The organism is Sanguibacter sp. Leaf3, from assembly GCF_001425965.1.
GTDB lineage: Bacteria > Actinomycetota > Actinomycetes > Actinomycetales > Cellulomonadaceae > Sanguibacter > Sanguibacter inulinus.
The window spans coordinates 1,238,585-1,251,354 of the sequence record NZ_LMRH01000001.1 but is presented as its reverse complement, the minus strand read 5'-3'; the positions used below and the strand labels follow the sequence as shown (position 1 = coordinate 1,251,354).

Below are 12,770 nucleotides of genomic sequence, written 5' to 3'. Positions count from 1 at the left end.
AGTCGTCACGAGCGGTCCCACGCCCAGCGCCGGGCGACGACTAGTCTCGGGAGGTGCCGGGACATCTCGACCGACGAGGTCGCCCCGACCTCGGACCGACAGGAGCACGACGACAGATGAGCGCCGACGCGCACGAGGCCGATCGCCTCTCCCCAGGGTTCCCCCCGCCGACGGTCGGCAGCGGCCCCCTCGCCGAGCCGGTCGCGCAGTCCTTCGCACGGCTCTCGCCGGACCAGCGCGGCGCCCTGGTCGCCGCGCGCGACGAGCTGACCCGCTTCGTCATGGCGTACCAGTTCGGCCTCGAGGAGATGCTCACCAAGGTGAACATCCTCAAGGACGAGTTCAGCTACGTGCACGACTACAACCCGATCGAGCACGTGAGCTCTCGGCTGAAGTCCCCCGAGGGCATCCTCGCCAAGGCGGTCCGCAAGGGCTGCCCGCTGCGCGTCGACGCGATCCGCGAGCAGATCTTCGACATCGCCGGGATCCGGATCACGTGCAGCTTCATCGCCGACACGTACACGATCCGCGACATGCTCATGTCGCAGGAGGACGTCACAGTCGTCGAGGTCAAGGACTACATCGCCCACCCGAAGGAGAACGGCTACAAGAGCCTGCACCTGATCGTCCAGGTGCCCGTGTTCTTGTCGGACCGGGTCGAGCACGTCAAGGTCGAGATCCAGATCCGCACCATCGCGATGGACTTCTGGGCGAGCCTCGAGCACAAGATCTACTACAAGTACGACGGCGACGTGCCGCAGACCCTGCTCGACGAGCTGCGCGACGCGGCGACTGTCGCGAACCGGCTCGACGTCAAGATGGAACGCCTGCACCAGGAGGTCAGCCGCCTCCCGCACACGAGCGCCGCCGAGACGTCAGAACCGTCCAGCGCGCTCGAGGCTGTTCCCGCCGAGCTGCTCCAGACGCTGTTCCAGCAGATCGGGCGCGAGACGGGGACGTAGCCCGAAGGCGCCGTAGCCGGCGAGCCTCACCGTGGCGCGGGGCCGCTGGCCCAGTCGGCCAGGCTCATCCTGAGGACGGGTCAGGTGGCTGAGTCCGGAGCAGCCGGGACGCCCCGGCTGCCGGCTCGAGCAGAGCGCCCGCACGCCGTCGGTGCTCGCGGAGGGTCGTCGGGGCCATCCTGTCGAGGAGGGCGACGACCACCGTCGCGCGGTGGTTGGCCTCGAAGACCGGGCGGTGGTCCTCGACGAAGGCCCAGTAGAGCCCGTCCCAGTCCGCCCGCCACTCCCCCGGCGGCAGGTCTGACATCTTCCGCAGATAGCTGCTGCCCGAGACGTAGGGCTTGGTGGTGATCGCCGTCCCGGCCGCGAACTGGCTCATCGCGTAGACGTTGGGGACCATCACCCAGTCATAGGCGTCGATGAACATCTCCATGAACCACAGGTAGACCTCGTCAGGGTCGACCCGCAGGAGCGACATGGCGTTGCCCAGCACCATGAGCCGCTCGATGTGGTGGGCGTAGCCCGTCGCGAGGACCCTGGAGATCACCAGGTCCACGGGTTCCAGGCCCGTCGTGGCGTCCCACCAGCCGTCGCCGAGGGCGTGGGTGTGGCCGAGGTGGTTGGACGTCCGCATGCGGCGGCCGTAGACGCGGTACGTCGCCCGCATGTACTCGCGCCACCCGATGAGCTGCCTGACGAATCCTTCGACCGAGGCGAGCGGCGTGCTCTCGTCGGCGCCGTCGAGCACCGCCTGCAGGACGTCGCGAGGGTCGAGCAGACCGATGTTGAGCGACGCGGTCAGCAGGCTGTGCGCGATGAAGGGGTGCTCGGTCGAGATCGCGTCTTCGTAGGGGCCGAAGTCGTGCAGACGCTCGCGGACGAACTCGTCCAGGTGTGCGCGTGCCTCGTCGGCGCTCGTGGGCCAGGCGAAGAGCTGTGGGTCGCCCGGGGCGTCGGGGAACTCTGCGGCCACCCAGGCGATCGCGTCGTCGACCTCCTGGGGTCGCGTGGCACCGTCGCGACCGCTGCCATCTCGGGAGCTGCGACCGTGACGGTGATCGCCGTCGTGGCCGCCAGCAGGGTCGACGGCCGGGTCGACGGCCGGGTCGACGGCTGGGTCGTCGGCTGCGTCGTCGGCTGGGTCGTCGAAGAGCGACTCGAGGTCGAAGGTGCCTTCGTCGCGCAGGACGGGATGGCGTGCGAAGCGGCCGACCGCGTGGGGCACGTAGCCGCGCGGGAGCTTCTTGCGGTTGTCGGCGTCGAAGGACCACCTGCCGCCGACGGGATGGTCGCCGTCGAGCAGGACGTCGAGCCTGCGGCGCTGCCACACGTAGAAGTCCTGCATGCGCGGGGCGTTGCCTGCGAACCACGTGTCGACCTGGGCGCGGTCGGTGAGGAAGCTCGGGGTCTCGAGCACGTCGTCGGTATGGAGCGTGTACCCGCCGTCCGCGAGCGCGGACCGGAGGTCACGCTCCATCCAGTCGTCGACCACGTCGAAGAAGGTCACCTGGATCGGGGACAGGTCACGCACGAGGGCGCAGAGCTGGTCATGGGAGCTCCGACCGGCGTCGCTGCGCAGCGTGCGGACCTCGTGGCCGCGCGCCCGCAGGCGTGCCGCGAAGCGCTCCGTCGACGCGCGGTGCAGCACCAGCTTGTGGGAGTGGAACCTGTACTGCCTGAAGAGCAGGTCGTGCTCGACCACCACGAAGACCGTGCCTGGACCGGCGTCGAGGTGCTCGTCGAAGAGCTGGTGCGGCAGGACGAGACGCAGGTGCGGCAGTGGCGCCGGCTTCAGAGGTGGCTTCTGGGCCGGGCGCGGCGTCGGGTTCGGGTGCGGTGTCGGGGGTGGCACCGCGGTCACGGGCGCAGTCGGCTCGCGACAGCGTGGCCGGCGCGGTCGCCCGAGAGCAGCGCCCCTTGGATCGACCCTGTGGCCTGGTGGTCGCCGGCGACCAGCACGCGGTCTCCCGTCCAGCGTGGGCGTCGGTCTCGCAGCGGCGGCGGCTGCGCGGGCAGCGTGTGCTCGACGACGTGGTGGACCAGCACCTCCCACCCTTCGGTCGACGTCCCGTAGATCCGCGCGAGGTCGCGGAGGACGTCGGCCTCGCTCGCGCGGCCGTCGGGTCGGTCGAGCAGCGTGGTCGCCTGGACCAGGTGCTCACCGGGCGGCGCGTGCGACGGGGCGGCCTCGGAGACCACAGCGGTGTTCCAGACCGGGCCGGCCGGTCCCCCGCCGGGGCGCGAGGCGTCGAGGACGATGAAGGGGCTGGCCCGCGGGACCTCGGGCGTGCGGAACCACCAGGTGGTCAGCCCGTGCGTGACGGGGGCTGGGACGTCCACCAGAGAGGCGACGTCCTGCGGACCGACCGCGACGACCGCTGCACGGGCGCGGAGCGTCCCCTGGTCTGTCGAGACGGCGACCCCGTCCGAGGTCTCCCGCAGCTCGCGGGCCGGGGTGCCGAGCCGGACCGGCTCGCTGAGCCAGGTGGCCATCTGCTCGGGCATCGCCTGCATGCCCTCGCGCGGGAGGCCGGGGGCAGCGAGGACGAAGGAGCGCATGAGCAGCCTGACGAAGCCTGCGGACGTGCTGCCGGTGCTGTCGGCGAGGACCCCGGCGAGGAAGGTGTCGAGGACGTCGCGGCGCAGGCGGCCGGTGAGACCGACCTCGTCGAAGGACTCCCGGAGCGGCAGGTCCGGTGTCGAGCGGAAGGCAGCCCTGGCGTGCAGGAGCGTGGGTCCGAGCCACCGGGCGAGCGCGACGAGGTCCGAGACCGGCGTGAGATCGCTGAGCACGGTCCCGAGGGCGTGCTGCGGGTGCCGGAGCGGGTGGGCGAGGGTCGTCCTGGTCTCACCTGTGCGCACCACGACGCCGACACCGAAAGTCTGGAGCGCGAGGGACGAGACGTCGATCCAGTCCCGCACGGCCGGGTAGGAGGGGTTGAGCACCTGGAAGCCACGGTCGCAGAGGAACCCGTCGACCCTGTCGGTGCGGACCCTGCCGCCGACGGCGTCACCGGCCTCGAGGACCGTCACCCGCAGACCGAGCCGCTCCAGGCGTCGGGCGCTCTGGAGACCTGCGAGACCTGCGCCGACGACGACGACATCCGTGTCCATAGGGTTCCCTCCTGATGAGGGGCAAGTCTCGCCCGGGCCTGTCGGTAGGGCAACCGGGACGTGCGCCGCGACCGAGGTCGGGAGGGAGGCGAGAGGGCGACGGCGCAGGACGCCGACGGCTGGGTGCCCAGGTGCCCAGGTGCCGTCTCAGGCGTCTCCGACCGCGCCGTGACGCCCGGCGGCCTCGGCGATCCCCGCCTGCTTCGCCTCGGCGATCAGGAGGGCCAGCCGACGGCGTCGACCGCGGACTGCTGACCGCAGCGCGAGCACCACCACGAGCGCGCCGAGCCCCACGAGGAGCTGGGGCACGGGGAGCGCCCAGGTGGTGAAGGTCTGCACGACAGGGGCGATGTCATCTGCACCTGCAGCGACCTCGGTGTCTGCTGCAGGGTGCAACGCGACCGTCGTCCGCAGCGGGCCGAGGGGCCAGACCCTCTCGGTGGTGACGACGACAGGCGTCTGCGCGCCTGGCGACAGGTCGGGCGTCTGCGTGGCGACGCTCAGGGCGGACCCAGTCCACGGGGCGATGCTCGAGCTGACCTCGCTGCGCAGCCTGACGTTGCCGGTGTTGGCCACGGTCGACGAGACCGTCACCGTACCCGGGGCGAAGGGGTTCCAGGACTGCACGTAGTGCGCCTCGAGGTCGTCGAGCGCGAGCGCCGGGGCGAGGTCGCCAGCGACCCTGACGTCCACCCGTACACCGACACGGTGCTCGGTCGAGACGAGGCCGTCGGCGCTCGTGACCACGCTGGCCGCGACACCCGCCGAGTAGTCCCCCGGGGTCGCGTCGGCGGGGACCTGGAGCAGGACGGGGACGACAGCACTGGCGCCGGCCTCGAGCTCGAGGGTGCTCACCACGTCGACCCACGCACCGGCCTCGACCGGGGCGTGGGACCTGGGCCGCATGTCGAATCGTCCCGAGGCTGTGAGATAGCCGTCGTTGGCGGTGATGTCGAAGGTCACCGCGTGCTCGCTGAGGTTGCGCACCAGGACGTGCTCCTGGACTGACCCGCCCGGGGGCACGGCGACGTCGATGGTCCGGCGCCCGTCAGGTCCCTCGGCGCTGGCCGGCGAGACAGACCAGGAGACCTGCGAGGCGGGGTCCGGGGCCGACGCCCCCGCAGGTGGCACCGGACCGAGAGCTGCGGTCACGATCACCAGGGTGAGGACGGCGAGCAGCCGGGCGACGGCAGCGCGCAGCCGCACGGCGTCGGTGCGGGAGCCGGGGGACGCGGTCACGGGACCTCCTTCGGGAGCAGTGGGCGGGGCGCCGTCGGCAGCCCCGCCCACGGTCGGTCAGCCTTCGAAGAGCGAGAGGGTCAGCGTCGCGCTGTAGGAGCCTGGGGGCGCCTCGACGACGGGGACCCTCAGGGCGAGGTCGGCCGACGCCTCCCACGACGCCCCGAACTCGCGGGCGTCGGAGGAGTCGAAGGTCGACACCAGGAGGTCGTAGCCGCCGACCACACCCGTGCCGTCGTCGGCCTCGGAGGCCACCGGAACACCCTCGACCACCGACCCGTCGTCGTCAGGCGGGGTGCTCACCAGGCGTGGCGCCCACCCGAGGTACGTCCCGGAGATCACCGAGCCGGAGTCGACGGCCTCGAAGTCGGAGGTGTCCCCCACGACAGCCCAGGCGACACCCTCCTCGCTCGTGGTGCGGGTGTCGGTCACGGTGACTGTCGGCAGGACACCTGTGAACTGCCGGACGTCGCTGTCCGAGCCCGACTCGGTCAGCGCGACAGGGCTGGTGTCGACGGTCATGGCCAGGGCGCCCTGGTCGGTGACCTCGACCAGCAGCGGCACGCCGCCCTCGTCGACGGGTCCGGGGGCGGGGTCAGGGGCGGCGACGGCTGTCGACGCCAGGAGGAGGGATGCTGAGCCGAGCGCTGCGATCGCGCCGGCGCGAGAGAGACGAGACATGGGTCTGCTTCCTGTCGGAGGTGTCGGTCGAGAGAGTGCAGGAGGCGGAGGAAGGCCTGTGGCGCGACAAGGCATCTGGGCGGCCTCCCTCGGCAGGGCTGGGTCCCGCTGGGCCCGGCCGGCGGCACCGGCCGGGCCCAGCGGTCCTAGCAGGTGATCGCGTCGTAGGGAACGGACTCCTCTGACGTGATCTCGTGACCGTCGACGACGGCCGTGGCCGTCACCGTCGCCGTCCCGGCCGGGAGCGACGAGCCTCGGACGGCGAAGGAGGTGTAGGCCCGCCTGCCGACCTCGAGGGACGCGAACTCTCGAGTCCCCGAGGGGGTCGCCAGGGTCACCACTCCGAAGGGCACGACGTCGGCGTTGGTCGCCGACACCGCGACGACCGCAGAGGCTCCGAGGCACCTCGGGACCGCCTCGACGGCGATCTCGAGCTCACGCTCGGCGACGGGGGTGCCCGTCACCGTGAGGCCACGCATCCGGCCGACGTTGTCGAAGGACCCGAAGCCCACACGCCCCGAGGTGAAGGTCGTGTCGGTCGCCGTGAGCAACGGCCTCTCGAGACCGTCGAGGTAGACGGCCATCTCCCCGGTGTCCGCGCAGTGCACCACCCGGACCGCGTGGAACTCGTCGTCGGTCACCGCCGGGGGTGCACCGACCGCGCCGTCCCACTGGTCGTCGATGCGTTCGCGGTCCTTGCCGTCGACCTTGAAGATCCCGTTGTGCGGGTAGATCGTGTTGTCCTGCGACAGGTGCGCGTAGTAGTACTGCGTGTCCGAGGTGTAGCCGAAGACCACGATCACGTCCCGGTTGTTGACGGAGACGGGCTCGTCGAGCCTGACCTCCGCCTGGATGTCGACCGACCCGAGGACGGGGCCCTCGGTGAGGACCGCGTACTCGAAGGGTCGGCGGATGCCGTCGTCCGGGTTGGTCCCCGCCTCGGCGAGGATGATCTCCTCGCCCGGGAGCTGCCACTTCGACGGCGTGCGCGGCGTCCAGCTCTCGGCCCCCATGACGTCGGTCAGGACGACACCGGCCGGGGTGCAGGACGGCGGCGGGACGCTGACGACGGGTTCTGCTGCGTACCTGTCGAACTGCGCCGCGACCTGGTCGGCCGACACCGCGGAGTCGAGGAACATCAGGTCGTCCATCCGGCAGTCGCAGGGGTTGGACTCCCGGGTGTTCTGCGGGAAGCTGCCGCCGATCTTGATGCCGCGCGGGTCGGACTCCGAGGCGCTGCCCGGGCCCCACGGGTTGGTCGCCGAGGTGTACGTCCCCTCGAGCGGCTGACCGTTCATGTACAACGCCATCGACCCGTTCACGAAGTCGAAGGTCGCCGTGAGGTGCACCCACTCCCCCCGCTCCAGGATCTCGTCCCAGGGCAGGTTCGCCGCGTAGGTCCACGAGGCGCCGGTGTCGACCCGGCGGGCCAGGCCGACGACCTTCGGCTCGCCGTTCACGTTGATGACCTCGAGCAGCGTGCGGACCGCGTGCCCGTCGGAGGTCCCTGTGAGGATGCCTGCCAGACCGATCGCGTTGTAGCGGTCGGCCGGGTCGGCGGTGCTCGAGTTGAGCGCGGGCATCTCGCCCGTGGGCTTGAACCAGCCCATGATCGTGGTCTCGTCGGCCCCGGCAAAGGGCCGCAGCGTGTCGACACCCTCAGGGTCGTAGACCCCTGCCTTCCAGTCGTCGTTGGACGCAGCCGTCGCGCTGAGCTGCTGCGTCTGGAGCGCACGGCCTGCGCCCGGGTAGGCGCGGTCGGTCACCCGCATCTCTCGGCCTCCGTTGACCAGGTCGATCGTGGTACCGGAGAAGCCCTGGTCGAGCTCCTTCGTCAGGTCGCCCTCGACAGGGTGGTCGAAGGTGTAGTGGGCCACGAGGCTCGGGGCGAGCTCGGGCAGCACGGAGGGCTGGACCGGCACCGGGTCGCCCGTGCGGGCTCCCGTCACGGTCCAGACCCGGCCGTCGGCCTTGGAGACGAGATAGAGCTCGCCGTCGGCGTCGGACCCGAAGCGCAGGTCGACCCGGGTGTCACCGACGAGGTCGGCGAAGGTCGTCTCGACGCCGTCGACGAAGACCTTGAGCTGGGAGATCTCGGCAAGACCTGCAGGGTCGCCGTCGCCCCGGACCATCTCGTCCTCCTCGGTCGACAGCACCCAGCCGCGCACCAGGTCGGTGAAGAGGTACTTGCCCTGGAGCTCGGGGATCGCCCCGCGGTAGACGAAACCACCGTTGAGGGCGACACCCGCGTCCCCGGTCTGGCCGGGATCACGGTTGTGGTCGTATGCCGCGACGGGGTAGGTGAAGTCGTGCTGCTCGGCGTCGTCGGCCGGGAGCGGGAAGATCTGACGGTTCTCGGCCACGAAGGGCCCCTCACGGTCCGACCAGCCGAAGTTGTCGCCCGCCTCGACGGCGTAGACCGACTCGACCTGCCACTCGCCGATGTGCCCGAGGTACATCGTGTGCTCGCCGCCGGTGTCCCAGCTGATCCTGTGCGGGTCGCGCATGCCGACGGCGTAGATCTCGCCGAGAGCGCCGGCGGTCCCTACGAAGGGGTTGTCCGCGGGGATCCCGTACTGCCCGTTGGCGCTGTCGTCGCCGAGAGGGTCGATGCGCAAGATCGTGCCCTGGGGTGTCGCGAGGTCCTGCGGGTTGTCGTTGCCGACCCCGTTGCCGCCGTCACCGACGAGGACGTAGAGCTTCCCGTAGTCGGCGTCGCCGGGGGCGACAGTCGGGTTGAAGGCCAGCTGCTGGACCGTGTGCACGCGGCCGTTGAAGGGCACCCGCATCACCTCGCGGCTGGTGCCCGCGAAGGTCGTCGCCGCCGGGTCGTCGGCCGTCCACTCGGTGATGACGCTGTGGAAGTTGGTCGCCCCGAACCCTGGGAAGTCCGGCGTGTCCTGGGTGAGCGCGGCCCCTGCCTCGGTGTGGACCGTGTAGAAGATGCCGTTGGTGGCGTAGTCCGGGTGGTGCTCGACAAAACCGAGCCCTGTGCCCAGGCCTGCGTGGTTGTGGAAGGTGTCGAGGAACTGCGCACGGACGTCGAGATAGGGCACGTACTCCCCCGTCTCCTTGTCGACCATGTAGAGCACGGCGTTCATGTCCGGCACGGCGAGGCGGCCCGAGCCGTCGGGGACCTCGTCGAGGTGCGTGATCCGGTTGTGCCGGATCAGCCGCGGGTCGCTCGCTGCCGGGGTGGTCGAGGAGGCCGGGAGCTGGACGAGCTCTTCGACCTCGATCCCCAGCTCGGAGGGCGTCGGGTCGGGCAGAGGGTTGAGGAGCGGCTCTGAGGGCACCTCGCCGACCTCGCAGTCCGCAGGGTTGCCGCTCGGGACGGCGAGGTTCGCACCGGCGGTGTCGACCGCGACGTCGTCGAGGTACTGCGTCCCCGGGTTGGGCGTCCCGTTGACCCAGTAGAACCTGTCGAGGGAACCGCTCACGGCCTGCCGGAACCCGAGCTGGGTCTCGGAGCCGGCGGGGAGGCGGGTCTGCTCGGCGTAGGGGCCACCCTGGCTGTAGACGGCGACGGTGTCGGTCGCGTTGTCCGCCACGATCCACACGCACTGCCAGACGTCGGGCGACCAGCTGCCCGCGGTGGCGAAGGCTCCGCCGTCGCGGACGCGCAGCACGTCGTCGTTCTGGTGGTTGACGTAGGCGCGGCTGTGGCTGGTGGTGCTCGGCGCGTCGACGTCGGTGAGCCCGAAGGAGGTGTCGACCTTGCCACTGCGGAGCATGCGGAAGAACAGCGTGCCGGTCTCGCCGTCAGCGATCGCCGGGACCTCGCGGAAGGCCCGGATGCTGGGGCCGCTCTGGGTGAGCACGAAGTTGTTGCCGTTGAGCGGGTCGGGCACGACGGCCGTCGCCGGGCTGGCGGTCCAGCCGTCCTGCCCGTCGAGCGCACCGGGGGTGTACTGCTCGAAGTCCAGGTGCTCGGTGAATCCTGCGGAGGTCGTCGGTGGCGGTGGGCCACCGGGGTCGTCGGGGGCCGGTGCGGCACCGGCCGGGGCTGCCAGGGGCAGAGCCCCGAGGACCGCTGAGAGAAGGATGGCGACGGCCGCTCTGCGGCGCGCCGATCGGGTGCGTGCTGACGTCATTGTCTGGCTCCTCGTCATTGGGAAGCGCTTTCAGGCATGCTCACCCTGGCACGCACCCAGGCACGTGGCAATGGTCTGAGCACAATTGGGGGAAACGCTTTCCACATTGGCCGAGAGCGCCTGCGCTCTGACGAGCCGACAGCCCTCACGGCGCTACGGGACGTCCGTGCACGTCAGAGCACCTGTGCGTCCTCGGGTCGTGAGCCCGGCTCGGTCAGGCAGGTGGCGGCGCCGTCGAGGCACGGACGACCAGCTCGAACCCGACCTCGACCACCTGCGCCGCGTCTCGCTCGGCGCGCAGCGCGAGCCCCGCGGCCTGCCGGCCCATGCTCGCCATGGGCAGCCGGACCGTCGTCAGCGCGGGTGCGAGGTCCTGCGCCACCTGGACGTCGTCGACCCCCGTCACCGACACGGCATGCGGCACCGCGACCCCACGCTCGCGCAGGACCGACAGAGCCCCGATCGCCATGGTGTCGTTGAGCGCGATGATCGCCGTGAGGTCGTTGCGTGCCTCGAGCAGCCGGGTCGTCGCCGCCCGTCCGCCGTCACGGGTGAAGGCCGCGTGCTCCCAGGCCACGTCGTCGATCCCCGCGGCCGCCGCGACCTCCGCGATCCCGCGGCTGCGGTCCTGGACCGTGGTCATCCGCTCCGGGCCGGCCACGACACCGATGCGCCGGTGCCCGAGCGCCACGAGGTGCTCGGCGACGGCACGCCCCGCACCGACGTTGTCGGGCAGCACGGCGTGGCAGTCGAGGTCGCGGTGACCGATCGCGACGAGCCGCCCTCCCGACGCCGCGTAGGCCTCGAGCTCGGCGTTGAGCATGGTGTTCATGGCCGCGTCCCTGTAGCCGGACCCGGCGATGACGATCGCACCGACGCGCTGACCCCGCAGCAGCCGGGCTCCGGCCAGGTCGCTCGCAGGCGTGCGGTCCTGATGGCTCACCTGCACGCTCCACCCCTGCTCGGCCGCCCCGGCGATCACACCGCCGGCGATCTCGGCGAAGTACGGGTCGTCGATCTCGTAGACCATCAGACCCAGGACGGCCGTCAGACCTCCGGCGAGCGACCGGGCGTGCGGGTTCACGGTGTAGGCGAGCGCGTCGGCGGCCTCCAGCACGCGCCGGCCGAGCTCTGGGGTGACGGCCCGCGCCCCGGACAGGGCCCGCGAGGCCGTCGCGATCGACACCCCCGCGAGCCGTGCGACGTCGGAGAGCCGGGGCTCGCCGGGGACGTGCTGCGCTCTGACCGACATCGATGGCCCCCTTGCCATGTCCGGGACTTTGTACCCTCGCCCGGGTCTTGCGCTGATGATATCCGGGAGCATAGTGTGCGGTAACCGCTTTCCACCGGATGTTCGACGACGAGCCTCCGCAGGTGCGGTGATCCCCATTGGATGACCTTCTTACGACGAAGTAGGAGAAACACCCGTGGCACACATGACCAGCCGCTCACGCGGCACCAGCGCACGAGGCCGCGTTCTCATCGCGGCCGCGAGCGCCACAGCGCTCCTCACCGTCGCCGCCTGCGGAGGCTCGAGCGGCGGGTCCGACGGCGGGGGCGACGACCCTATCGTCATCGGCATCTCCCTCCCGCTCACCGGCGACTTCTCCGAGCCCGGCAAGGGCGTCCAGCGCGGCTACGAGGCCTGGGCCCAGATCGTCAACGAAGACGGTGGGCTCCTCGGCCGGCAGGTCGAGCTGAAGATCCTCGACGACCAGTCCAACGCCGACCGCGTCGTCGCCGACTACGAGGTCCTCATCGCCCAGGACGAGGTCGACCTCGTCTTCGGTCCGTTCTCGACCCGCCTGGTGGTCCCCTCGGCGCGCATCGCGCAGGAGTACGGGATGCTCTTCGTCGAGCCGGCCGGGGCCGCGGCCGAGGTGTTCGAGCAGGGCTTCGACAACCTCTTCTACGCAGCCCCCGCGATCGCGGACGACCACTACAACAACCTCGCCGACTACATCCTCGCGCTGCCCGAGGCCGAGCGGCCCGAGACCGTGGCCGTCGCGGCCATGGACGACCCCTTCGCGCAGGGCACCGCCTACGGCCTGCGCGACAAGCTGGCCGAGGGCGGGCTCGAGGTCCTCGTTGACGAGGTCTACCCGCCCAACACGACAGACTTCTCGCCGATCGCCGCGAAGATCGCCGACTCGGGGGCCGACGTGGTCATCGGCGGCACCCAGTACCAGGACGCCGTGAACCTCATCGTGGCCCTGCAGCAGCTCGGCTACCAGCCCGAGCTCGCCGCGTTCTCGACAGCCCCGACGAACCCGGAGTTCTCCGCGGCGATCGGCGCGAAGACCGAGGGGATCCTCTCCCCGACCGGTTACACCCCTGACGCGGCATGGCCCTCCAACGCCGACTTCGTCGAGCGCTACACCGAGATCCACGGCAACCCGCCCGGTGAGGACGAGGCCAACGCCTACACCACGGGCCAGGTCGTGGCCGCTGCCGTCGAGGCCGTCGGCTGCGCCGAGCAGGGCGACTGCCAGCAGCAGCTGGTCGACTGGCTGCACGAGAACGAGGTCGACACCGTCGTCGGGCCCCTCACCTGGGACGCGACGGGCAAGCCGCAGGGCGCGCACCTGATCCAGCAGTACGTCGACGGCGAGATCACGATCGTCCTGCCCGAGGACACCGCCGAGGCCGCGCCCATCTTCCCCAAGCCCGAGTGGTGACG

The 12,770-nt window shown here is 71.1% G+C and carries 8 protein-coding genes; 2 read left to right on the top strand and 6 right to left on the bottom strand.

The features are described from left to right. Positions 1-116 precede the first annotated feature (116 nt). Entirely contained in the window at positions 117-962 is an 846-nt protein-coding gene (locus ASG53_RS05390; protein ID WP_082543804.1) for a GTP pyrophosphokinase, read from the top strand. Between the two features lie 64 nt (positions 963-1,026). Here the strand turns inward: ASG53_RS05390 and ASG53_RS05385 are convergent, their stop codons facing one another. From ASG53_RS05385 to ASG53_RS05360, 6 genes are all read right to left on the bottom strand, one after another. Further along, the gene (locus tag ASG53_RS05385; RefSeq protein ID WP_235533839.1) at positions 1,027-2,814 is read right to left on the bottom strand and encodes a cryptochrome/photolyase family protein; all 1,788 of its coding nucleotides are present in this window, start codon (positions 2,812-2,814) and stop codon (positions 1,027-1,029) included. Positions 2,815-2,819: 5 nt separating this feature from the next. Beyond that, entirely contained in the window at positions 2,820-4,076 is a 1,257-nt protein-coding gene (locus ASG53_RS05380; RefSeq protein ID WP_056129438.1) for a flavin monoamine oxidase family protein, read from the bottom strand. Positions 4,077-4,223: 147 nt separating this feature from the next. After that, positions 4,224-5,315, bottom strand: coding sequence for a hypothetical protein (locus tag ASG53_RS05375; RefSeq protein WP_056129436.1), 1,092 nt, complete (start codon positions 5,313-5,315; stop codon positions 4,224-4,226). 57 nt (positions 5,316-5,372) lie between these two features. Then, positions 5,373-5,996: a hypothetical protein gene (locus tag ASG53_RS05370; RefSeq protein ID WP_056129434.1), complete on the bottom strand. Its 624-nt coding sequence runs from the start codon at positions 5,994-5,996 to the stop codon at positions 5,373-5,375. Between the two features lie 146 nt (positions 5,997-6,142). Continuing rightward, positions 6,143-10,090 (bottom strand): PQQ-dependent sugar dehydrogenase, encoded by a 3,948-nt coding sequence (locus ASG53_RS05365; RefSeq protein WP_082543803.1) that lies wholly within the window; start codon positions 10,088-10,090, stop codon positions 6,143-6,145. A gap of 214 nt (positions 10,091-10,304) precedes the next feature. Continuing rightward, positions 10,305-11,342 carry a LacI family DNA-binding transcriptional regulator gene (locus ASG53_RS05360; protein ID WP_056129432.1) on the bottom strand — a complete coding sequence of 346 codons (1,038 nt, stop codon included), beginning with the start codon at positions 11,340-11,342 and terminating at the stop codon, positions 10,305-10,307. 184 nt (positions 11,343-11,526) lie between these two features. Between ASG53_RS05360 and ASG53_RS05355 the strand changes: the two genes are divergently transcribed. Then, positions 11,527-12,768 carry an amino acid ABC transporter substrate-binding protein gene (locus tag ASG53_RS05355; RefSeq protein ID WP_082543802.1) on the top strand — a complete coding sequence of 414 codons (1,242 nt, stop codon included), beginning with the start codon at positions 11,527-11,529 and terminating at the stop codon, positions 12,766-12,768. Positions 12,769-12,770 lie beyond the last annotated feature (2 nt).